Source organism: Pseudovibrio sp. Ad13, assembly GCF_001623225.1.
Taxonomy (GTDB): Bacteria; Pseudomonadota; Alphaproteobacteria; order Rhizobiales; family Stappiaceae; genus Pseudovibrio.
Genome location: NZ_LMCC01000011.1, coordinates 63,534 through 87,458, shown reverse-complemented (window position 1 = coordinate 87,458; position 23,925 = coordinate 63,534). Strand labels below are relative to the sequence as shown.

At 51.5% G+C, this 23,925-nt stretch carries 13 protein-coding genes and 1 pseudogene; 2 read left to right on the top strand and 12 right to left on the bottom strand.

What is annotated here, in order from left to right; all coding sequences use genetic code 11:
* Positions 1-113: 113 nt before the first annotated feature.
* The 4 genes from PsAD13_RS12570 to PsAD13_RS12555 form a co-directional block, all read right to left on the bottom strand.
* Positions 114-2,030 carry an ABC transporter substrate-binding protein gene (locus tag PsAD13_RS12570; RefSeq protein ID WP_063318373.1) on the bottom strand — a complete coding sequence of 639 codons (1,917 nt, stop codon included), beginning with the start codon at positions 2,028-2,030 and terminating at the stop codon, positions 114-116.
* Entirely contained in the window at positions 2,027-3,928 is a 1,902-nt protein-coding gene (locus tag PsAD13_RS12565) for an ABC transporter ATP-binding protein (protein WP_063318372.1), read from the bottom strand. The genes PsAD13_RS12570 and PsAD13_RS12565 overlap by 4 nt, the downstream gene beginning before the upstream one ends.
* Positions 3,929-4,068: 140 nt before the next feature.
* Positions 4,069-5,856, bottom strand: a complete 1,788-nt coding sequence (locus PsAD13_RS12560; RefSeq protein ID WP_208986600.1) for an adenylate/guanylate cyclase domain-containing protein — start codon at positions 5,854-5,856, stop codon at positions 4,069-4,071.
* Between the two features lie 171 nt (positions 5,857-6,027).
* The gene (locus tag PsAD13_RS12555) at positions 6,028-7,203 is read right to left on the bottom strand and encodes a CaiB/BaiF CoA-transferase family protein (protein ID WP_063318370.1); all 1,176 of its coding nucleotides are present in this window, start codon (positions 7,201-7,203) and stop codon (positions 6,028-6,030) included.
* Positions 7,204-7,473: 270 nt separating this feature from the next.
* On the opposite strand from PsAD13_RS12555, the gene pepN reads away from it, so the two are divergent.
* Both pepN and PsAD13_RS12545 read left to right on the top strand, forming a co-directional pair.
* On the top strand, positions 7,474-10,110 hold the full coding sequence (gene pepN / locus PsAD13_RS12550) for an aminopeptidase N (protein ID WP_063318369.1): 2,637 nt from the start codon (positions 7,474-7,476) through the stop codon (positions 10,108-10,110).
* 192 nt (positions 10,111-10,302) lie between these two features.
* Complete coding sequence (locus tag PsAD13_RS12545; RefSeq protein WP_057465906.1) at positions 10,303-12,678, top strand: PAS domain-containing sensor histidine kinase; 2,376 nt, start codon at positions 10,303-10,305, stop codon at positions 12,676-12,678.
* Between the two features lie 73 nt (positions 12,679-12,751).
* On the opposite strand, the gene PsAD13_RS12540 is transcribed toward PsAD13_RS12545, so the two are convergent.
* The 8 genes and pseudogenes from PsAD13_RS12540 to ccmE form a co-directional block, all read right to left on the bottom strand.
* Complete coding sequence (locus PsAD13_RS12540; protein ID WP_063318368.1) at positions 12,752-15,781, bottom strand: bifunctional [glutamine synthetase] adenylyltransferase/[glutamine synthetase]-adenylyl-L-tyrosine phosphorylase; 3,030 nt, start codon at positions 15,779-15,781, stop codon at positions 12,752-12,754.
* Positions 15,745-17,241, bottom strand: coding sequence for a HAMP domain-containing sensor histidine kinase (locus tag PsAD13_RS12535; RefSeq protein ID WP_063318367.1), 1,497 nt, complete (start codon positions 17,239-17,241; stop codon positions 15,745-15,747). The genes PsAD13_RS12540 and PsAD13_RS12535 overlap by 37 nt, the downstream gene beginning before the upstream one ends.
* Positions 17,225-17,905 carry a response regulator transcription factor gene (locus tag PsAD13_RS12530; RefSeq protein WP_057465903.1) on the bottom strand — a complete coding sequence of 227 codons (681 nt, stop codon included), beginning with the start codon at positions 17,903-17,905 and terminating at the stop codon, positions 17,225-17,227. The genes PsAD13_RS12535 and PsAD13_RS12530 overlap by 17 nt, the downstream gene beginning before the upstream one ends.
* A gap of 299 nt (positions 17,906-18,204) precedes the next feature.
* On the bottom strand, positions 18,205-19,755 hold the full coding sequence (locus tag PsAD13_RS12525) for a Do family serine endopeptidase (protein ID WP_063318446.1): 1,551 nt from the start codon (positions 19,753-19,755) through the stop codon (positions 18,205-18,207).
* A 172-nt stretch (positions 19,756-19,927) separates the two neighbouring features.
* Positions 19,928-20,686: pseudogene (locus PsAD13_RS12520) on the bottom strand (alpha/beta hydrolase); the annotation flags it as partial.
* Positions 20,687-20,853: 167 nt separating this feature from the next.
* Complete coding sequence (locus tag PsAD13_RS12515) at positions 20,854-21,336, bottom strand: cytochrome c-type biogenesis protein (protein WP_206599771.1); 483 nt, start codon at positions 21,334-21,336, stop codon at positions 20,854-20,856.
* Positions 21,337-21,341: 5 nt separating this feature from the next.
* Positions 21,342-23,357 (bottom strand): heme lyase CcmF/NrfE family subunit, encoded by a 2,016-nt coding sequence (locus PsAD13_RS12510; RefSeq protein ID WP_063288184.1) that lies wholly within the window; start codon positions 23,355-23,357, stop codon positions 21,342-21,344.
* A gap of 69 nt (positions 23,358-23,426) precedes the next feature.
* Entirely contained in the window at positions 23,427-23,900 is a 474-nt protein-coding gene (ccmE, locus tag PsAD13_RS12505; RefSeq protein WP_082597161.1) for a cytochrome c maturation protein CcmE, read from the bottom strand.
* Between the last annotated feature and the right edge of the window lie 25 nt (positions 23,901-23,925).

Sequence of the window (23,925 nt, the reverse complement as noted above, 5' to 3'; positions counted from 1 at the left end):
TTTTCTCACACCACTCGTGGGAGAAGTCTAAAGGAGCTCTCTTGGCTTTCTCTGAGAAAATCTAATCAGGTTTGAGAAGCCCTATTAGCCCGCGCTTAAGGCAAGTGAAAAAATCAATGAGGGAGATCGTCTTCATCCGGTAAGAGGTCTTCAAAAAAGAAGAGATCCATGCGGTGGATGCCGAACTGAGCACCGGGATCCCATCCATAAATGCCCATTTCAGGTACATTCAAAAGCCCCTTAACAACCACCGGCTGCCGGACAGCATTGACCAGACCGATATGAATTGTTTCATCTGCGTGAATCTGCAGGACTTGCTCCCAGATCATGTCCCGTTCTTCAAAACTACTGCTCACGAGCCATTGATCAAAGAGCTCAATCAAGCGGATTGCCGGGGGCCAGTCAGGTTTAACACCTGCGTGTCCATCACTCTCATAGTAGTTGCCCCATGGAGCCCATGAGAGAAAATCTTCGCGCGTGGGAGCATAATCTATCGGCGGCATATCTGCTGTTGGTACACCGTTTTCAAAACCGGACCAGACAGACATCATCAAAGTGCCAGAGAGCGCGCGAGCCCGGATCGTGTCGCGCTGGCTTGGGCGGATGAAAGCAGAAACACCTATTTCCTTCCAGGTTTCTGCAACAAGCTCCAGCGCATCATCCTGTTCAGCACTCTCGCCTGTGGTCTCAATAATGAGTTGCAGCGGGCGTCCGTCTTCCAGCAAGCGTACGCCGTCTCCTCGCCGATCTGTCAGTCCAATATCATCCAGCAACTGATTGGCAAGATCTGGATTAAACTCCGCCCAAGCCGTTTGAAAATCTGGCTGATACAGCGGAGAAATGTTGAGAACCGTATCGTTGCCAGCTCTCCCCAAACCAAAATAAAGCACTTTGTTTATGAGCTCACGATCGATGCCCAACGAGAGAGCATGGCGAAATCTGCGGTCCTGCATGAGTTTGCGCCATGTTGGGTCTTTGACGCTGAGGTTGGGCAGGATCGAAATCTCAGATCCCTTGGAGTTGAGCCAGAGACGGGTGTCATAATCCTGTGTCTGTTCACCACGTTTAAGAACGGAAATATCAGAGAACCCAAGCCCACGTGCCTGCAAATCACTTTCACCAGCCAGCGCCTTTGCCGGAATAAGTTTACCATCCACCACATCCATAATTATGCGGTCGATATAGGGAAGTTGCTGGCCTGCACTGTCTACGCGATGGAAGAACGGATTGCGCTCCATAACTGCCCTGCGATCACCCGAAGTGTTTCGTGGCACCCATGGCTGCAATGTGGGGATATGCGGATTGGATGCGCCGTACATGTCGTCCATGCGGTTGAACAATGGCGCCCACCCACGCACTTTCTCAATACGAGCGATCTGCCTGATAAATTCCGGATTACCATATTCTTCATGAAACTGCTTCATGTAAGCAGCCGGCCGGTAAATGAACGGTGGGCGTGCTTTTGCAAGTTCTTGCAGGAACAGAGGATTTGGCTCATGCCACTCAAAACGAACAGTCGTCTCATCAATAACTGAGAACTCAGGACCTTCACCATCCACCAGCATGAACCCTGGCAGGCCGATGGGGTTCAGCTCCTCGTTTAGGGCGACATCTTCAAACCAAAACCGAAAGTCTTCTGCATTAAAAGAACTTCCATCAGACCATTTATGGCCTTCACGCAGATTTAGAGTGAAGACCTTGTCATAGTGATTGTCTACGCTCTCCAAAATGTCTGGATTTAACTCGAGGTTTTCATTGTACCCAACCAGCCTTGCATAGCCCCACACATTGATCAGACGCACGTCTTTAGGCCGCGAAATGAGCGTATGCAGCGCACCACCCTGCACTCCGATTACGCGGCCAATATCATCGGGGTAGGTCACAAGTGGTTCTTTGGGAACACGATCTACGATAGATGGCAGGCCCGGCGGAATTCCCGGAGTTTCCTTCAGGACCAGAGCTGCCGAGACCGTAGGTACTGCGAGACTGATAAGCATAACAACCGTTGTGAGGAGGCCAAATTTTCTCATATATGGCTCCCCCCTAAACCGACGATATCGCGCATACTTTCCATTCCCGGAGCACATACCCAATGATCTGTCTCAATCTCAACCAAATACGGTACGGTTGAGTAGCGCATCCGGTAGGGCGAAGGCCATTGTGTCGGGTCTGAGCTTGCGGTTCCTGCCAGAGATGAAAAATCCAGTTTGTGGTCCAAAGAGGGTTCTGGCACTGCTTTGAGAAGTGTACGCGTATAGGGATGGATCGGATTATCTATGATCTGCCGCGTTGGTCCGACTTCGACAACCTTGCCCTTGCACATGACCGCTATGCGATCAGAAATGTAGTCAACCACAGCAAGGTTGTGGCTGACGAAAACATAGGTCAGGCCCAACTCATCTTTGAGGTCTTTGAGAAGGTTCAAGATCTGTGCCTGAACGGAGACATCAAGCGCTGATGTTGGTTCATCACAAATCAAAAACTCCGGGTTTAGCGCCAGAGCTCTTGCGATCCCGATACGTTGTCTTTGGCCTCCGGAGAAGGAATGCGGGTAACGACGTAGATATCTTGGCGACAAGCCGACAAGATCAATCAGTTCCCGGATACGTGCTCCTTGACTGAGGCTGTCGCCCATACGGTGTATGACGAGCGGTTCCTGTAGGATCTCGTTGAGTGTCCTGCGTGGGTTTAACGAAGAAAACGGGTCCTGAAAGATAATTTGAGCCCGTTTACGGTATTGGAAGAGCTCTTTTTCAGAGAAGCCTTGAATATCGCGTGGGCCGTCCTCAGTGGTGTAGGAGATTTTGCCACGCGTCAAAGGAAAAGCTCGCAGCATAGCAAGGGCGGCTGTGGTTTTTCCGGAACCAGACTCTCCAACAATACCAAGGCATTCGCCTCTACGGACTGTCAAAGATACATTGTCGAGTGCGGTTGTCATGCCTCTGCGTTTTTTACCGCGTAGGTTCTTGAATGTGAAGTTCTTACAAACGCCCTCCAGTTCGATGATCGGCGTTCCACGAAATGCGTGAGCTTTGCCAACCGGACTTGGCTGCAAATCAGAATGATGCGTGCGGGGTTTAATTGGGCGGATTGGAACAAGGCGTTCATCCGGCTCCATAGAAAGCGAAGGAACCGCGTTGAGCAGCGCTTTCAGATAAGGGTGCTGTGGGGTTAGGAACAGGTCTTCAACACTACCCTTTTCCATGACCTCACCGTTGTAGACCACGACAACCTCATCAGCCATATTTGTGACTACACCAAAGTCATGCGTAATCATGAGCAGTGTCATGTTCAGTTCAGCTTGTACTTCCTTAATCAGCTTCAGAATTTCGGCCTGAATGGTAACATCCAGCGCGGTTGTCGGCTCATCTGCAATAAGAAGCGTGGGGCGGCAGATCATCGCCATGGCTATGAGTGCACGTTGCCGTAAGCCGCCAGAGAGCTCAAATGGATAGGCACGGATTGCGCGCTCAGGCTCGGGGAAATGAACCAGACGCAGCATATCCTTGGTCAGCTCCTGGGCTTCTTTAGTGCCAACAAAGCGGTGCAGTTTTGCTGCTTCGCTGATCTGGTCTCCAATGGTGTGCAGTGGTGAGAGCGAGACCATGGGCTCTTGAAAGATCATTGCAATCTGATCGCCGCGAATGGCGCGCATGGCAGGACCAGCCGGAGGCAGTTTTGCAATGTCTACTTTCTCGCCGTTTTTGCGATTGTCTCGAAATAAAATTTGACCTGATGTGATGCGAGATTTTGCGGGAAGGATCCCCATAACCGCCCTGGAGATCACGGTCTTGCCAGACCCTGACTCACCAACCAAAGCGACGCATTTGTTTTCCGGGACACTAAAAGACACATCGCGGACAACTTGGTGATGCCCTTCGTCTCCATGAAACTCTACCGACAACCCTTTGACGTCAAGCAGGTTCACGTGCGTCCCTTCCTCACTGGCCTGTTGCTAGCGCACGCGAGAAAACCTTTCGCGGCTTTCACACTAGAACAGGGCTTTCTTTCAATGAGGTTGGGTTACGTAGCACACTTAAATTAAACTAGAAGACAATGCCGGGATTATCAGTCGTCGCATATGGTCGAGTTGAGCTGCCAAACCTCGACTTTGCCCTTCCGTCCACGAATGTCATGGCTACCGCGATGGGTTACGTTATCGGGTCGGCCTGCTCTCTCAACAGTTTCACCGCTCAACACCACACATGCTCCTTTAACAGAGGAGATGGTGCCACCCAGGCTTTGCAGGCGACTGCACACATTCACGGCATCGCCGACAATGGTGTAATTCCAACGTTCGACTGCCCCCACGTTGCCAACAATTACTGGGCCTGTGTGAATGGCAATCCGTACATTCAAAGCATTTTCGGGTGTAACTGCATTGGCTTGCTGGATGGCGCTGACCATATCTTCTGCAGCGGAGATCGCGCGGCGGGCATGATCTTCCATCTCGTTTGGTGCACCCCAGAATGCGAGCATGCCGTCGCCGACGAACTTATCGACAGTCCCCTGATGAGCCTCCACAGCAGACACAAGCAGTTTGAAGTGATCATTGAGCAGGCCAGCCACTTCGCCAGCGCTTCTGTGTTCGGAGATCGACGTGAAACCTTCAATGTCCGTAAACAGGATCGTCAGTTCAGCTTCTTTCGCTTTGGCCGCCCGGTCGATCCCCATAGCCATCAACTTGGAATAGAGCGACTTTGGAATATACCGGCTCATGGCTTGTAAGCCGCTGGTGCTGGCATTCATTGCGGAGGTAATCTGATCTACTTCACGAATATGACTGCGTGGCAATGGTTCAAGGTGCTCAAACTCCAGAGCACCGAACTTTTGAGCGCGTGCAGCAATGCCTTTCAGCGGCGATGACAGACGACGCGCGAAGAAGATCGCCACAAGTGCGGACAGGAACACAACGGCCACGCCAGCAAAGACCGAGTTAATCAGACGGGTGAACTCATCATAGCGCGAGTTTGCCAACTGATATTCACCGACGTAGTAGACCTCGCCATCTGGTGAAACAAGCTTTTGTAAAACAAGAACATACATGTCCTCGCCATCATAAATGAGATGCAGTTCAACGCCTCGTTTGCGCGCACGCTGACTAAAGGGCTGAGCTTTACTGCCCTCGAACTTTGCAAGAACGGGATCTCCAAACTCTGTGACATGCGCCAGCAGATTGTGCTGTTGCAGCTCATTGGTTGGAGAGGAATACGCGAGCACCCGATTTTTGTCAGTCAGGATAAAGCGAGTGACATCCTCTTCGTCTACTTCGTTTCCAATACCATCTTCTTTTGAAGAGGCGAGGACCGAGCCAACTCCCTTCATCGTGATGATTGCAGAAACATAGCCGATCGTCTCTCCATCAAACTTGATAACGCTTGTCGCCGTTGCAAATGGATCTTCACCAGATGCGTAGAAATCTCCCCAGAATGGGTCTTCAGCAGTTTGCGCATCGATGCTTTGCATTCTGGAGAATTCAAACAGATCTTGTTCAGGCTGGAATGAGATCAGATCTTGCCGGTTTTCGGCGTGACGCAAGCCCCAAACCGTTCCATTGGGCAGCGACAACACCAAGCCTTCGACACTTTTCACCCCGAACAGTACGCCACGAAACGTCTGGCGGGCACGAAAGATCGCATTTTGCGCCGTTGGCTGTTCTTCCGCATAAACTTTGATTGCATGTACCGAGGAAAATGCCGGGGTCATATAGGCACTCAAGGCATTGTTGATTGCCTCGGTGGACATGATCGACGCTTTTTCGATCAAGCTTCGGGTATTCTTCAGATTGGTATGAACAGACATGTACAGCACAATACCGCCGCACAAGGTCACCACAGTCACGAAGGTTAGGCTCACCAACCACGTCAATGACAACTTGTAATAGCACCACCGTATGCCGATTGCTTTACGCCTGATCCTATTCCAAAGCTTCAAACCGTGACCCACCTGTGTGAGGAATGCCAGCCCGTTAAACCACTCCCCGGACCGAGGGTCAAACTGCCTTCCTGCACATGGTGTCGCTAGTCTTTATTCTACTGCTTCTTTGCCTAATTCTCTCAATATCTCATTTCTATGCTCATCGAGAGCTGGTGCACCCTTCTCCAGTTTCAGCTTAGAATTAGTAAACCGAATTGGCGTACGGACATAGGTTTGCTCGCCTTGATGCTTAGATGTTGTTGGCAAGTTGACTTTCAATTGCCGGTGTTCAATTTGCGGATCCTGCAAAACATCAGCAACTGTATTGATCGGACCTGCCGGAACGCCGCGTTCTTCCATTTTTGACAGGAGTTCATCCCGATTGAAGTTCAGCACGAGAGCCTGAAGCTTTTCTGTTAATTCCTCGCGGTGCTTCACACGAGACGGGTTGGTCGCATAGCGCCCGTCCTCAGACAGTTCTTCCTGCCCGAGAATCTTGCAGAAGTTCGCAAACTGAGTGTCGTTGCCAACCGCCACAATGAGATGACCATCCTTCACTTCAAAAACCTGATATGGAACGATGTTTGGATGAGTATTGCCCATACGGCTAGGGACATTGCCGCTGCTTAGATAATTCATCGCCTGATTGGCCAAAACACCGACCTGAGCATCCAGCAAAGCCATATCGATCCATTCGCCTTCACCGGTCAGGTCACGGCGGCGCAGAGCTGCCTGAATACCTATGACCCCGTATAGGCCCGTGAAGATATCAGCAAAAGCAACGCCTACCTTTTGTGGCTCGCCGCCTTGCGAACCAGTCAGATCCATAATACCGCCCATGCCCTGGATCATAAAATCATATCCAGCGCGATGGGCATAAGGGCCATCCTGACCAAAACCAGTCACGGAACAATAGATCAGCTTCGGATTGATCTTCTTGAGGCTATCATAGTCGAGGCCAAACTTGGCTAGCCCACCAACTTTGAAGTTTTCGATCAGCACATCACTTTGACGTACTAGATCATAAATCAACTCAAGGTCTTCCTGCTTTGAGAAGTCAGCAGTTATGGAGCGCTTGCCGCGATTGCAGGCATGGAAGTAGGCTGCGCTTTTGCTTCCGCCCTCTTCTTCGACAAACGGAGGTCCCCAGGTCCGGGTATCATCACCGCGCGGGCTTTCCACCTTGATGACATCGGCACCCAAATCAGAAAGGGTTTGTCCAATCCATGGGCCTGCCAGAATGCGCGCCAGTTCCAATACTTTTATGTTTTCCAGGGGAGCTGTCACGGAAGCAACCTCAGCCTTTTTGTATAGATCTGTTTCAGGAGCTCAGTGCTACCTGTTTTTTCGGGATAGTGCTTACGAGGATCTGTCATGATCTCCTTCCAGTCCTTCCCTTGCTTGATAATTTGATTTTTGGGTGCAAAAGTGATGAGGTTTTCATTCCCTGCATTTGACCGGAACCGTTTTCAACGGTACCGCCGATCTACATAAAAATTTGGAAGCGCTGCGCCAAGGGGTGATCAAGCTGCTTTAATACTTACTGGGAGAACAGGTATGCGATCTGAAACAGCTCAGCTCATTAGACTGCAAGACTACACAGAGACACCCTACGTCATTGAGAGTGTTTCTCTTGTCTTCAAACTTCAACCAGAAGCAGCCGAAGTTATCTCCACCCTCACCATTTCCAAGCGTGATGGCATAGAAGACGGAGCTCCACTTGAGCTGGATGGTGACGAGCTTACGCTAATTTCAGCCGCTATTGATGGTGCACCATTAGCAGAAGACGCTTTCGAAGCCTCTGCAGACAAGCTGACGGTTCATGCACCACCTGCTGAGCGCTTCCAGTTGGAAGTTATCACCAAGGTGAACCCAACCACGAACACCAAGCTGGAAGGGCTTTACCTTTCTCAGGGCATCTACTGCACTCAGTGTGAGGCAGAGGGCTTCCGCCGGATCACTTATTACTATGATCGCCCGGATGTGCTTTCAGTATTCACGACACGCATTGAGGCTGATAAAGCGACCAATCCGATTTTGCTGGGTAATGGCAATCCACAGAACGCAGGTGACATTGAAGGCACTGACCGTCACTTTGCCGTGTGGCATGATCCACACCCGAAGCCAGCTTATCTGTTTGCGCTTGTTGCTGGCGATCTTGCCTGCATTTCAGAAAAGTATATGACAGCTTCCGGCACACCAGTCGATCTGAACATCTTTGTCGAGAAAGGCAATGAGGACCGCGCAGACTGGTCCATGGACAGTCTGGTCCGGTCCATGCGGTGGGACGAGAAAGTATTTGGCCGCGAGTACGACCTTGAAGTGTTTAACATTGTTGCTGTTTCTGCGTTCAACATGGGTGCGATGGAGAACAAGGGCCTCAACATTTTCAATGACAAGTTCATTCTGGCGGATAGTGACACAGCAACCGACACAGACTACGAGGGTATTGAGACCGTTGTTGCCCATGAATACTTCCACAACTGGACTGGCAACCGTATCACCTGCCGCGAATGGTTCCAACTTTGCCTGAAGGAAGGTCTCACTGTATTCCGCGATCAGGAGTTTTCTTCTGATGAACGTTCTCGCCCTGTGAAGCGTATTGCTGATGTGATCCGCCTGAAATCCCGTCAGTTCCCTGAGGATCAGGGACCTCTTTCGCATCCAGTGCGCCCGACAGAATACAAAGAGATCAACAACTTCTATACGGCGACTGTCTATGACAAAGGCGCTGAGCTGGTTCGTATGATCAAGACAATTCTTGGTGCAGACAACTTCAGAAAAGGGATGGATCTTTACTTCGAGCGACATGATGGTGATGCCTCAACCATTGAGGACTTCCTCAAATGCTTTGAGGATGCGACCAAGATCGATTTGTCTCACTTCAGCCTGTGGTACCACCAGTCCGGCACACCAGTTGTGAAAGCAAAAAGTTCTTACGACGAAGCTGCAAAGACTTTCACTCTGGAGCTGGAACAGATTAATGCTCCAACACCTGGACAAGACCAAAAGAAGCCATTCTTCATTCCAATTCGCTTTGGCCTGGTTGGCCCGAATGGAGATGATCTCGTCTATTCCAGTGCCGAAGGTGCTCAAGTCGATGGCGACTTGCTGGGTCTGAGCGGCAACAAACAAACCGTTGTCTTCCATGGTATTGGCAGTAGGCCAGTTCCTTCCCTTCTGCGTGAATTCTCGGCTCCAGTTAAGTTGGAAACAGGTCTGTCCCGTGAAGGTCAGATCTTCCTGATGCGCCATGACATTGACCCGTTCAATCGCTGGCAGGCTGCTCAGACGTTGATGACCGATCTGCTTATTGAGCTGACCAATGGTGCAGAGCCGACAGGCAAGGACGCCTTTATTGAGGCGCTCGGTCACATGGCAGAGGATGAGAACCTTGACCACGCGTTCCGTGGTTTTGGCCTGATGCTGCCTAGCGAGCAGGCAATCGCACTTGAACTCGGCAAAGACGTCGATACTGATGCGATCGGTGATGCCCGTGATGCGTTCTCCAAAGAGATCGGCGTTGCACTTTATGACACCTTCAAGCGTATCTATGATGCATTGGAGATGCCAGCAACGTTTAGCCCGGATGCTCTTTCAGCTGGCAAGCGTGCGCTGAAGCTGCGTTGTTTGTCCTACTTAGCGGCAAGCAATGGTGAAGGCAGCGCTACTCTGGCTAAGGCACATTTTGATGCTGCTGATAACATGACGGACCGGATCAGCGCCTTGAACTGCCTGGTCAAGTTCAAGCTGGCAGGGGCGCAAGAAGCAATGGCTTCCTTTGAGGAACGCCACAAGGACACTGCTCTTGCCATGGATAAATGGCTGGGTGTCGCGGCCAGCGCGCCGAGCAAAGACACGATTGGCGCTCTACGTACTCTTACAGAACATCCGGCATTTTCTTGGGATAATCCAAATCGTATCTACGCGCTCATTGGTGGCTTCCTCGGTGGCAATACAAGAGGTTTCCATGCGGCTGATGGTTCAGGATATTATTATCTTGCTGAAATCACGTTGCAATTGGACAAGATTAACCCTCAGGTTGCTTCCAGAATGGTCAAAAGCTTTGGCTCTTGGAAGAATATGAATGCGGAACGCAGAGTAAAGGCAGAAGCCGCTTTGAAGCGAATTCTTGCAGCTGATCAGCAACTCTCTACTGATGTCAAAGAAATAGTTGAGCTGTGTCTAGACTAAGACAGTCTACTTTGCACCCAGCGAAGTCTCTGAGAGTCCTATGAAAATTAACGGCAGCAAAAAGCGCTGCCGTTAACCATTTTTTTGTGTCGAGACTCTGGACAAGTTGATTCGGATAGATTCAAATGAATGTGATTCGGGTGAATTGCAACCCGAGTTATTTGCGGCGGAATCTGACACATGGGGGCATTCATGGCACGAGCCTTTGCAGGGGGCGCGACCGCTCGACGACTCTTGAACTCGACCAAACGGACAGGCAAAAAAGACGCCCTGACCGGACATATCAAGTTGCTCGCTCAACCAGCCTACCAACGCCTCTTAACAACGGAACCAATGATGCGCAGAATTATCCCTGCTCTTTGCATCGTGTTCATTGCGTGTACCGCTATCTTCCGCGGACTTGAGATTGCTTACAATTATGAGAATGTCAGCCAGAAGGCTCAGGACGATCTCACACTTATTGCAACTGCCCTGACCGCCAGCATTGAAATTTCCGAGCAAGAAAAAGGCTCCGCCGGCCTGACTTCTGCTTTGCAGCGTGCACTTTCTGAGGCCCTGCCCCCCCGGGCCACCAGCCAAAGCCGTCAAATTCTGTTGACTGACCCGAACGGTACCATTGTTGCCAGTGCTCCGACCCGTCCTGATATGGAAGGGTTGAAAATTACCAGTTTCCTTGGTGACACTCAGCCAATGACGTTCTTTGGAAAGCGCGCAGGTGTGCTGACGCTCAATGAGGGCACCAAAGACGCGACCCGGGCAACAGTTCATCATTTACCAAACAAAATCGGCATGGTTGCTATCATGCAGCCAGAAGACGCGATTTTCTCTTCCTGGCGTGCTGAACTTTCCGCCAATGTCACGATCTTTGTTGCAACCTCCATGGTGCTGCTGGTCATCATCTATGCCTATTTTGCGCAGGCAACCCGAGCGCAACAGGCAGATGGCATTTACTCGGCGACGCGCTCTCGCATAGACGCTGCCCTCAACCGTGGTCGTTGTGGTCTGTTTGACTGGGACCTTTCCCGTGGCCGCGTGTTCTGGTCCGCCTCACTCTATGAAATGCTGGGCATGGATCCGCGTAATGATATTATGGGCTTTGCTGAGATCCAATCCCTGACCCATACCGATGACGTTGATCTTTATGATCTTGCAAAGAGCCTGCTGGATACCGGCAAGAGCAACGTGGATCGTCAATGGCGCATGCGTCACAGTGATGGTTCCTGGGTCTGGCTTCGGGTACGTGCTGAAGTTCAAACCGATGCGGGCACCAATGAACCTCACCTGATCGGTATCTGTATGGATGTGACCGAGCAGAAGCGCTTGGCAGAACAGAGCCGTACTGCTGATCTACGCCTGCGTGATGCAATTGAGAACATCTCCGAGGCCTTTGTCTTGTGGGATGCTGACAACCATCTGGTGATGTGTAACTCCAACTACCGCAAGCTGCATCAGCTGCCAGACCATGTTGTGCAGTCGGGCACGCCTTATGCAACTGTCATGTCTTCCGCGAGCCAGCCGATTATTTCTGAGCCTGAGGAAGGCGACCACATCGACAGCGACATGGGAAGTTCCTACAAGGTTGAGATGGAAGGTGGTCGCTGGTTACAGGTCTCAGAGCGCCGGACCAAAGATGGTGGCTTCGTTTCCGTTGGCACCGACATTACAGAGCTGAAGCGTAAAGAAGAGAAATTGCTTGAGTCTGAGCGCGGTCATATGGCGACCATTGCCGACTTGCGCCAGTCCCGCCAGAAACTTGAACTACAGGCTCAACAGCTGGTGGAACTGACCGAGAAATATGCGGATGAGAAGACCCGCGCGGAAGATGCAAACCAGGCGAAGTCCGAATTCCTTGCAAACATCTCCCACGAGTTGAGAACACCACTGAACGCAATCATCGGCTTCTCTGAGATTATGGATCAAGGCATGTTTGGTGACCTTGGTTCCGACAAGTACAAAGAATACTGCAAGGACATTCATTCCTCCGGTAACTATCTGCTGAATGTGATCAACGACATTCTGGATATGTCTAAGATTGAAGCGGGCCGGATTGAGTTATCTGTTGAGGATGTTCAGATCCAGCAGATCGTTCAGGATGCAGCCCGGATTATCTCTGCAACAGCAGCTGAGAAGAACATCAAGGTTGTTAGCGAAAATCTGCCTCACATGCATCTGCAGGCTGACCGCCGCGCTGTTAAGCAGATCCTACTCAACCTGCTTGCAAACTCTATCAAGTTTACACCAGACAATGGCGAAGTTCGAGTCTCTGCCCGCAAGGTCGGTGCCTTTGCTGAACTCAAGATCTCTGACAACGGTATCGGAATCTCCAAGAAAGACATTGACCGTCTTGCCAAGCCGTTTGTGCAGGTGGAGAACCAGTTCACTAAGACGCACAAAGGATCTGGCCTTGGTCTGGCGATTGCACGGTCTCTCAGCGAGCTGCACGGCGGTTACATGGAAATCGCTTCTGAAGTCGGCACAGGCACCGAGGTTACGATCAAGCTGCCCTTGAAAGCCAAGGGACGCGACAAAGGCCGTCTGACAGGCATCAGCAACCTGAACGCTGCTTAAGAGCAAGAAGACAATCTTCAAAGAAAAGGCCGCTTCATCAGCGGCCTTTTTTGTTTTTCAGATGTACATTATCTTAGCTGGTCTTTTCAGCTTCTTCCACTTTGCCAATGAGGTGTTCAAAGGTTCTGCGGACCATGATCTGTTGTTCCTGCATGTAGATGGTCAGACGTTCAAAGTCTGGCTCACCTCCTGCATTTACAAGAAGATCGAGCAAGCCGCACGGAGCTGTTTTTGGATCAAAGTGTCCGGTTTGAGCGAGCTTCAGGATCTGTGTCAGGTCCTCATAGTTTCGAAGGGCTGGAATAAGCGTGTCAGCATCCTCTTCACGCAATACTCCAAAATCACGCGCCTTAAGCAATGCATCTTCGGTACGAGCCTGCAGGACTTCAGGATGCTCGACACCGTGAGCCAACTGCAAGAACTGGGCGATGAACTCAATATCGATCAAGCCACCCGGAATACCCTTGATCTGCCATGGGCTCTTTGCTGGCTTCTCCTTCTGGATGCGCGCACGCATATCGCAGACATCACGGGCCAGTTTTTCAATATCGCGCTTGTCCTGCAACAACTGCGAGACCGCACAGTCGATCTGTTGAGCAAACTCAGGGCTTGAGCTGGTGATGACACGAGCGCGTGTAAGGGCCATATGCTCCCACGTCCAGGCATCGTTGGACTGATAGTCTTTGAAGGACGCAAAACGCGTTGCAAGCGGTCCAGAGTTGCCTGAGGGCCGCAAACGGAAGTCGACCTCATAAAGGACGCCTTCTGCCGTCGGCGCAGTCAGCGCGGATACAAGGCGCTGTGTGAGGCGACTGTAGTACTGACTTGGGGCCAACGGGCGTTTGCCGTCACTTTGAACGACATCCTCGGGAAAATCGTAGAGCAGAATCAGGTCAAGGTCCGATGCACAAGTGATTTCCTGTCCGCCCAGTTTGCCCATGGCAACAAGAGCAAGTTCAGCTCCTGGAATTTTGCCGTGAGCATCTTCCAGTTCCTGCTGAACACGTGGCAGCAGTTGACAGAGCACTGCGTCTGCAAGTGTTGAAAGTCCCTGGCCTAACTCTGCTGCTGTGATCGTTCCTGTGATCAAGCGCAGGCCGAGCAAGAATTGTTGCTCCTGTACAAAGATACGCGCCCGGTCGAGCGCTTCTTCATAATACCCAGCCTGATCGAGCGTCACAGCAAGCGCTGTTTCAATCTGCTCTGCTGATGGCGCCCCACCAAAGAATGCCGGGTCGAGAAGCGCATCCAGAACGTGGACGCGTTTGGAGACGATCTCGGCCATACGTGGTGCGTTGCCCATAACCATCGTCAGCAAGTTGAACAGGTGCGGGTTAGACTTGAGCAACCCGAAGAGTTGCACACCCATTGGCAGTTTGGAGAGGAAGGAGTCAAATGTCAGCAGTGCTTTGTCTGCATTCTCAGTACGCGCTAATGCATCCAGCAGAATTGGGGTAAACTCGGTCAACCGTTCACGAGATTTTGGCGCACGAACTGCCGGATATCTGCCGTAGTGCCACTGACGGATGGTGCGGATTGCATCAACGGGCCTTTGGAAGCCAAGCTGGCTGAGAGTTTCCAGCGTATTGGGGTCTTCATCATCTCCTGTGAAGACCAGATTGCCAAGGTTGGTTGCCAGATCTGGCTCATGCTCAAACAAGCCTGAGTAGTGCTTTTGCACCAACTCAAACTTAGAGCGGATCGTGTCAGCGAACTCAGAGCGGCCTTGAATGCCCATAAGGTGATAGACACGTGCTAATGCCTCTTCATCCTTAGGCAGGATGTGGGTCTGCTCATCGTTGATCATCTGAATGCGATGCTCAACCTCGCGCAGGTAGCGATAGGCTTCTTCCATATCTTCTGCAGCGGATTGGTCGATCCAGCCACAGTCAGCCAGTCTTTCCAGTGTGATCAGTGTCCGCCGGTCGCGTAGTTGCGGGTTGCGGCCACCTGCGATCAGCTGCTGGGTCTGCGCGAAAAACTCAACTTCACGAATGCCGCCTCGTCCCAGCTTTACGTTATGACCAGCAACCGTGATTTTGCTGAAGCCTTTGTGAGCATGGATTTGGCGTTTGATGGAGTGCACATCTGAAATGGCGGCATAGTCCAAATATTTGCGCCAGACGAATGGGCGTATTTCTTCAAGGAAGATCTCACCGGCTTCAATATCGCCTGCACATGGGCGTGCTTTGATGAGCGCTGCACGTTCCCAGTTCTGGCCCAGGCTTTCATAATAGACCAGCGCTGCAGGAACAGAGATTGCCAGTGGCGTTGCTCCAGGATCTGGCCGTAAGCGCAAGTCAGTTCTGAAAACATATCCATCCCCGGTACGCTCATTCATGAGCTTCACCAGACGGCGGGTGATACGGACAAACTCAACAGGCGCTTCTGCACCACCAATCAGGCGGCTACGCTCAGGATCATAAAGAACGATCAGATCGATGTCAGAGGAGTAATTAAGTTCACCCGCGCCATGCTTGCCCATGGCCAGAATGAAGAAACCTGCCTCCTTTTCCGGTTCATCATGATCAACCGGAATAAATTTACCTCTGACTTCAAGCTCACGAAGGCAGAAGCGTAGGCAGGCGGTCAATGATGCATCTGCAAACTTGGTGAGAGCACCCGTTACATTTTCCAGCGGCCATGCGCCTGCAATATCCGCCAGCGCAACCGTGAGAGCCATTTCCTGTTTTGCCAAACGCAACGATTGCATAAGTGCAGCTTCGCTTTCAGGTCGGGCATTCAGGCAGTCCTGTAAAAGGATCGCAATGGTCTCTTCTGGCGGTGTATTCAAAATACGCAGGAAGCGTTGAACATCGCGCAACATGGTCTCGCGCAGAAATGGCGCACTGACCATGAAGCCTTTAACAAAGCTGCGCAGATGGGGGGCACCCTGACAGAGCTGTTCAAACTCAGAAATGAGGTCTTTACGTTCCAGCTTCTCAATAAGATCTTTCAGGTGCCGATCACCCAGATCATCATCTGCACAGATGGGCTGGCGTTCCAAGCGCTCAAATAAAGGAGCAAGAGCTCCTTCACGATGTTCGCGCTTCAGAATGCTGCTTTTTAGCTGGTGGCGTTCTTCTTCCGAGCCTTGTCCCATGCTTCGTTGCCCTCTCCCTCACCTCTTTGCCCGTTGTTTAAGGGCAGAACAATCCGGGCACGCAGGCCAGATTGCTTATCACTTTCAGAATCATCTGCTGTCCCAGCCGATGTTAGCTGCAATTCTCCATGATGGAGAGTTACCACCGCCTTGATAAGTGACAATCCAAGCCCAGAACCCGGTGCATGGCGAGAGCTATCAAGCCGAACGAAGCGATTACACACCCGCTCACGATCAGCAGCAGCAATACCAGCGCCATTATCTTCTATGCTGAGTATAGCCTGCTCATCATTTCCAGACAGTACGACTTTGATTGTGGGTTTGACATTCTCTTCGGTTGGGCGACCGTATTTGAGAGCATTTTCTATCAAGTTTGCGAGAGCTTGCGCCAATAACTCCCGATCACCTTCGATGACAGGCTCATCTTCCAGTGAGACAGAGAACTCAACACCATCATCTTCGGCAACGGGCTCATAAAGTTCGCACACGTCCTTGACGATGTTGCCCAGCTTGATTGATTGCAGCTCAGCTCCAGTGGAACCAGCTTCTACACGTGCGATGCGCAGCAGTGCGTTGAAAGTGTTGATCAGCTCATCGGTCTCAACCAGTGTCTCTTCCAGACATTCGCGGCCTTCATTTTCACTCAAATCTTGCCGCAGCGCAGCTTCCACGCGCCCACGCATACGTGTGAGCGGTGTTTTGAGATCATGGGCAATATTGTCGGAGACTTCCTTAAGGCCCTTCATCAGCTCTTCAATACGATCCAGCATAACATTGAGGTTGCTGGCCAGACGGTCGAACTCATCTCCGTTACCAGTCACATCGAGGCGACCGGCAAGATCACCTTCCATAATCAGGCGTGAGCTCATGGAAAGGTTATCGATGCGTTTCAGGATACGGCGATTGAGGAAGAACCACGTGATACCAGCCAGAACAACCATCCCGACCAGCCAGAGGGTCAAAGCGTCACCGAGCAAGCTTTTAAGATGGACCTGATCTTCAAGATCACGTCCGACCAGCAGCTTGAAGTTGCCGGGCAATTCGAAGATGCGGACGATCGCTTTGGCTTTGTTCTGGTCCGTCTCAGCAAACCCTAGTGGTGTGTAGGAGACAAACTGAATTCGGCCATCGGACACTGAGAGAACTTTCTCAGGCAGATAGGCGATGTTGCCCGTAATGACGTTTCCAGAGTAGTCCAGAATGAGATAGAGGTTTGAGTTGGGGCTTCGGACACGGCGCTCCACACCAACGACGAGCCCGTTGATACCGTTTTGTGCATATTGTTCGGCAAGGCCCTGAATTTCTGCATCAACCGTCTGCACCACCTGTTTATTCATCAGGTCATCGGTGTTCTGCGAGATGAAGATGAACAGAAACACAGAGAGCGCCGTAAACGACGTCAGATAGATTGCGGCCAGCTTGAAGGCTGTGGTTGAGAGGATTCTAGTTAGAGCTGTCACGGATGGAATACCCAGCACCACGAACAGTATGAAGCAACGGGAAATCGAACCCTTTGTCGATTTTTGACCGAAGCCTTGAGATGTGAACGTCGATCACGTTGGTCTGCGGATCGAAATGATAGTCCCAGACGTTTTCCAGCAACATGGTGCGGGTCACCACCTGTCCAGCATGCTTCATGAGGTATTCAAGAAGGCGGAACTCGCGGGGCTGCAGCACAATCTCCTGTCCAGCACGGCTAACAGAGTGCGCGAGGCGATCCAGAACAAGATCAGCAACTTGCAACTTGGTTTCAACTTGTGGGCCAGCTTTACGGCGGCTCAGCACTTCAACGCGGGCGAGCAGTTCAGAAAAGGCGTAGGGTTTTGAGAGGTAGTCATCTCCACCTGCGCGCAGACCGGTCACACGATCATCTACTTGCGAGAGCGCTGAGAGGATCAATACAGGCGTTTCATCACCAGAGGCGCGCAGTGTTTCGATGATGGAGAGGCCATCGCGTTTGGGCAGCATGCGATCAACGACGAGCACATCCCACGTGTTGGAGATTGCCAGCTCAAGTCCGTCTTCGCCATTGTCTGCGTGATCAGGTGAGTGCCCTGCTTCCTTCAGTGCTTTGAGCAGATAGTCTGCCGCTTCCCGATCATCTTCAATAATCAAGATTCTCATTTTTTCATTTCCCAGAGCAAGGCATTGTTCGTTTCCTCACATTGACGGGAAACGATAAAAAAAAGCAAATGCTGTTGGGGGTAACCGTCAGCATTTGCATAAGTTTTATAGGTGAAGTTGGCAGATGATAAGGTCCCTGCCTTTTCTTCCAGCATTGGTTTTTAGGACTGACATCAAGTAGAGGGCTACCCTTGCTATCAGCCCCTCAAACAACCGAAACACCTGTGAGGGTATCCTTGGTGTTTCGACGAGGGATCACGAGAGGGGCGTTTCTCGTGATCCGCATTCTTGTAAGTGGCTTATTCCTCACCCTTTTCCAGCGGGATCGCTACAAAGAGTGTGTTCTCACCACGGGTAACACGCAGCAGAACTGCCTTGCGTCCTTGTTCACGTGCTGTTTCAACCTGTTCTGCAACATCGGTTGGTGTTTCAACTTTAACACCAGCAACTTCGGTGATGATCGCACCAGGTGCGAGGCCTTTGTCAGCAGCAGGTCCATCGGGATCTACTTTGGTGACAACAACGCCTTCTTCATCAACACCTGCCTGTTCAGCAGTTGCCAGTTCCAGACCTAGGCTGTCTACCAATGCGGTATTCGCATCCTTGCTTTTGCTCACTGAGGCTTGTTTTTTCTCTTCAGGAATAGTGCCGAGCTTCACAGTCGCGGTGTCGATTTCACCATTGCGCCAGTATTCGATCTTCACTTCGGTGTTTGGTGAGTATCCAGCGATGACCTTTGCCAGTTCACGCGGGCCGTTCACTTCTTCACCATCGACCTTGAGGATGATGTCGCCAGCCTGGAAGCCAGCTGCTTTTGCAGGGGTATCGCCCTGAACTTCGGCAACCAGCGTGCCGTTTTCGTTTTCGAGACCGAGGGATTCAGCGATGTCCTTGGTCACAGGCTGGATCTGAACGCCAAGCCAGCCGCGAGTAACTGCGCCGTCTTCTTTCAGGTCAGAGATGATCTTTTTTGCAGTCTGTGCCGGGATCGCAAATGCGATGCCCACGTTGCCACCGCTTGGAGACACAATCGCAGAGTTTACGCCGACCACTTCACCCTTCACGTTGAATGCAGGACCACCGGAGTTACCACGGTTTACAGAGGCATCAATCTGGAGGAAATCGTCATAGATGCCAGCGCCGATGTCACGACCACGAGCAGAGACGATGCCAGCCGTTACCGTGCCACCCAGACCGAACGGATTGCCAACTGCGACGACCCATTCTCCAACCAGTGGTGCATCATCTGTAAAGGCGACGTATTCAAACTTTTCTTCGCTTTCCACCTTCAGAAGAGCCAGATCAGAACGCTTGTCGGAACCAACCAGCGAGGCTTCCAGTTCCTCGCCTTCACTGGTTACGATTGTGAACTCAGTTCCACCTTCAACCACGTGTTCGTTGGTCACCACATAGCCATCATCAGAGATGAAGAAGCCAGACCCTTGAGATTGATCGAAGCGCTTGCGTGGTGGGGCTTTCTTTTTTTGCTCACCACCTGGACCACCAAACTCGCGGAAGAATTTCTGCAGTGGGTGATCATCCGGCATATCGCGGAACATTGGAGGAATGCCCGCCAGACGATCATTCTCTCTAACCTCAGAGCGCACACGAACGGAAACAACTGTTGGCTGAACGGCTTCGACCAAACCGACAAAGCTCGGCATTGCTGGCGCGTTTACGCGGACAGGCTCGGCTTGAGCGGTTGCCGGAACAAGTGTCAGCGGAGCAACCATTGCACCTGCAATTGCCAGTGCCATGGTGCCATTGAGAAGACGGGAACGACGTTTGGAAGTGGTTTTTGCAGCAGACAGGGAAACAACGTTGGAACTTGCGTTCTTGGTCAACTTCATTTGGCTCAACTCCATTTAGTCAATCTCAGCCCAACTGGGGAAAACGGGCTTTTGCATTTCGTTGAGAATGACTATGCCAGAGCGAACCTTACAAACACCTATCTGCCACATTAATCTTCTGTAATGATGGGAAAACTTCGTAGTTGCTCCCACCTCGCTTTAGTTAGCCTTGCATGTAGCGGCTTGCCCATGCTGCAATCACGCGTGCTGCATAATCTGCATCTTTGTATTTAAACAGCAGATGATCGGCATCATCCAAAGACACAAATGATTTCGGATGCTTCGCTGCTTCAAAAATCTGAGCAGCATTTTCAATGCCAACCGTAGCATCAACCGGCGAGTGAAGAACCAACACCGCCTTTTTCAGCACAGCGACGCGTGACCGAACATCCTGCGCTTCAAGATCTTCGATAAACTGGCGCTTGATCTTAAACGGTCGTTCACCAAGCTGGACGGTGGCTTCGCCCTTCTCTTTTATCTCATCAAGGGAAGCTCCGAAGTTATGAATCACATGATCAGCTGAGGCTGGTGCACCGATTGTGGCAACCGCTTTTACCTCTGGCACCTCAGAGGCTGCTGCGAGCACAGCTGCGCCGCCCAGAGAATGCCCTACAAGCAGCTTTGGTGCTTCATAATGCTCTCGCAGGTAATCAGCGGCGCGAACAAGATCCTGAAGGTTTGATGAGAAGTTGGTGGAGGCAAAGTCGCCGCCGCTGTTGCCAAGACCAGTGAAGTCAAAGCGCAGAACAGCAATCCCGTCTTTGGTCAAAGCAGATGCAATGCGTCGTGCTGCGGAAAGATCCTTGGAACAAGTGAAGCAATGGGCGAACAGGGCATAGGCCTTTGGTTCACCATCTGGTGTGTCCAGACGCGCTGCAAGATGCGCTCCCTGAGAGCCTTCAAATTCCAATTTAATGGGATCGTTTGCCATTTGAACTGTTCCTGTCATTTCCTGCGCAGCTGGCACATTCGGAATATATATTAAGAGACAGGTATCTAGTGCGCGCTTACAGGCGTCTTTACAATTCAACTGGTTGCAAGAAGATGTGATTAAACGTGAGCCCCGCAAACCATGTCTGCGGGGCTCTGTTATTGGTCTTAGTTAGAAGACATGAGCTTGTCGAGTTCGGCCTGCTCTTCATCCGAGAGCGGTTTGACACCCGCTGTGCTGCTCTTCAGCGGTGCATGCTTTTTCTTTCGCGATGTACGCCACAGGAAAAAGCCTCCAAGCAGCAATGCGAGAGGTCCGCCGCCCCACAAAAACAGGGTATGGAACGCAAAGCGCGGTTTGAGAAGGACAAACTCACCGTAGCGGTCAACAAGATAGTCCATGACCTCCTTGTCACTGTCTCCTTCCACCAGTCGCTCACGCACCAGCAGGCGTAGATCCTTCGCCAGTTTAGCGTTGGAGTCGTCAATGGACTGGTTCTGGCAGACCACGCAGCGCACTTCCTTGGAAATTTCGCGTGCACGTTCTTCCAGAACAGGATCTTTCAAGACTTCATCCGGGTTGACTGCATAAGCAGCTGGAGCTCCCAGAAGAACAGAAGAGATCAATACCAGTACGAACTTCATCTTCATGGTCATTACTCCGCCGGAGTTGGGGTTGCTGTTGCAACACCGCCTGCTACGCCTTTGCGCTTGCGGGCTGAAACAGGAGCACCAACACGCAGGCGACGATCAAAGAGGGCAATACAACCACCCAGAGACATAAGCAGAGTACCAATCCAGATCAGCGTGATCAGCGGTTTGAAGTAGATGCGCGTAACAATACCACCATTTGCGTCAGAATCACCCGTTGCAAAGTACACCTGCGAGAAGCCGAAGGTCGCGATGGATGTTTCACTCATTGGCATTCCACTGGCATTATAAGCACGCTTGGATGGCTCCATGATACCGACGACGTTACCACCTTTGCGAAGAGTATACTGGGAGACCATCTCCTGATAGTTCGGACCATTTTGGGTCCAGCTCTTCTCATAGGTCACATTGTAACCGTTCTGTTCCAGCGTATCGCCTGGTCGCATCACTTCAACGCGTTCAGATTCAAACGCCATTGTCGTCACAATACCCAGAACTGTAATTCCAAGACCGGCATGGCCCAGAACAGTAGACCAGACGGTTGGTGCAAAGCCTTTGATACGGGCCATGGAACGACCAAAGCCAATTTTGAACAGCTGGGAACGTTCAACGATTTCCCAAAGGGAGCCAAAGATCGCCCAGAATGCCAAACCGAAGCCAAGCGCTGTCATAATGCTTGTTGTACTGACGCCCATGAACCAGATCAGGCCGAAAGTTGCGAGCATTGCGATCACAAAAGCAGAGGTCAATCGTTGGGCTACACCCCACGCATCACCACGCTTCCATGCCAAAAGCTGACCAAATGGCATCAGGATCAGTACTGGCACCATGATTGGGCCGAATGTCAGGTTGAAGAATGGCGCACCCACGGAGATCTTGTCGCCAGAGAAGGCTTCCAGAACGAGTGGGTAAAGCGTACCGACAAAGACCGCGGCACAGGCTGTTGTCAGGAACAGGTTGTTCAGTACCAGTGAACCTTCGCGGCTGATTGGTGCAAACAGGCCACCTTGACGAAGCAATGGTGCGCGCCATGCAAACAGTGTGAGTGATCCACCGACAAAGATCAGCAGGATCGCAAGGATAAAGAGACCACGTGCCGGATCAACTGCGAATGCGTGTACGGAGGTGAGAACACCTGAACGGACGAGGAAGGTACCCAGCAGCGACAAAGAAAATGTCAGCAGTGCGAGGAAAACAGTCCAAACCTTCAGAGCATCCCGACGTTCCATTACGATTGCGGAGTGAAGTAGCGCTGTACCGGTGAGCCATGGCATGAAGGATGCATTTTCGACCGGATCCCAGAACCACCAGCCACCCCAGCCGAGTTCGTAGTAAGCCCAGTAAGAACCCATTGCGATGCCGAGGGTCAGGAAGATCCAGCTTACGAGGATCCAAGGACGTACCCAACGCGCCCAGGCGGCATCAAGTTTGCCAAGAATGAGCGCAGCTGCAGCAAACGCGAACACGATTGAGAAGCCAACGTAGCCAATGTAAAGAATTGGCGGATGGATCGCCAAGCCGACATCCTGCAGCATTGGGTTGAGGCCTGAACCTTGCAATGGTGCAGGGCTGATACGGGTAAACGGGTTTGATGCAACAATGACGAAGAGCAGGAATGCAAAGGAAACCCAGCCCTGAGCGCCAAGAGTAGCAGCCCGGAGACGCTGTGGAATGTTGCGTGAAAACACTGCAACCAGTGCACCGAACAACACCAGAATAAGCACCCAGAGAAGGATAGAGCCTTCGTGGTTGCCCCACACACCGGAGATTTTATAGACCAGCGGCTTGTCGCTGTGAGAGTTCTGATAGGTATTCAGAAGCGAGAAGTCTGAGTTCAGGTATGCCCAGGTCAATGCGGCAAAGGCAACGCAAGTCAAAAGGAACATAAGTACGGCAAGGCCAGGTGCCATCCCCATCAGACGGTGGTCTGAATTCACTGCACCCCACACTGGAAAGACCGACTGAACAGCCGCGACTACCAATGCCAGAATGAGTGCATAGTGGCCAAGTTCAATTATCATTACGATATCCTAGTATCCATTTGGCGCTGGATAACCGGCCCTTTTGGGCAGAGCCGGTTGATTTTACTTTTAGTTTACTTTGGTGCTTTGCTCTGCGGAGGCGGCCTGTTCCTCTTCCATCCAGTGGCCATCTTCCTTCAAGGTCTCGTAGACCTCTTTTGGCATATAGCTTTCATCATGCTTGGCCAGAACTGTGTCTGCAATGAAAACACCCTTCTCGTCCATGTGGCCTTCAGCGATGATGCCCTGCCCTTCACGGAACAGATCTGGCAAAATGCCCTTGTAAGAAACCGGAATAGCTTCTGCCTGATCGGTTACACGGAAGAGGATCACTGAGCCCCGGCTCTTATCAAGAGAGTCATCTTCAACCAAACCGCCAAGACGGATGCGTTGCCCAACTTCAACTTGCTGTTCAGCGATGTCGCTTGGGCTCTGGAAATAAGTCACGCTGCTGGAGAGTCCATAAAGAACCAAGCCGACAGCTGACCCCAGCACCAATCCCGCAAGACCAATAAGCCCGAGTCTTTTTTGTTTACGTGTCATACTCGTAGTTCCGTAGATACGTTGC

Bases quoted from the DNA above. Each gene is read 5' to 3' on its own strand.
- PsAD13_RS12570 (WP_063318373.1), bottom strand. From the start codon at position 2,030: ATGAGAAAATTTGGCCTCCTCACAACGGTTGTTATGCTTATCAGTCTC.
- pepN (WP_063318369.1), top strand. From the start codon at position 7,474: ATGCGATCTGAAACAGCTCAGCTCATTAGACTGCAAGACTACACAGAG.
- PsAD13_RS12545 (WP_057465906.1), top strand. From the start codon at position 10,303: ATGGCACGAGCCTTTGCAGGGGGCGCGACCGCTCGACGACTCTTGAAC.
- PsAD13_RS12540 (WP_063318368.1), bottom strand. From the start codon at position 15,781: ATGGGACAAGGCTCGGAAGAAGAACGCCACCAGCTAAAAAGCAGCATT.
- PsAD13_RS12530 (WP_057465903.1), bottom strand. From the start codon at position 17,905: ATGAGAATCTTGATTATTGAAGATGATCGGGAAGCGGCAGACTATCTG.
- PsAD13_RS12525 (WP_063318446.1), bottom strand. From the start codon at position 19,755: ATGAAGTTGACCAAGAACGCAAGTTCCAACGTTGTTTCCCTGTCTGCT.
- PsAD13_RS12515 (WP_206599771.1), bottom strand. From the start codon at position 21,336: ATGAAGATGAAGTTCGTACTGGTATTGATCTCTTCTGTTCTTCTGGGA.
- PsAD13_RS12510 (WP_063288184.1), bottom strand. From the start codon at position 23,357: ATGATAATTGAACTTGGCCACTATGCACTCATTCTGGCATTGGTAGTC.
- ccmE (WP_082597161.1), bottom strand. From the start codon at position 23,900: ATGACACGTAAACAAAAAAGACTCGGGCTTATTGGTCTTGCGGGATTG.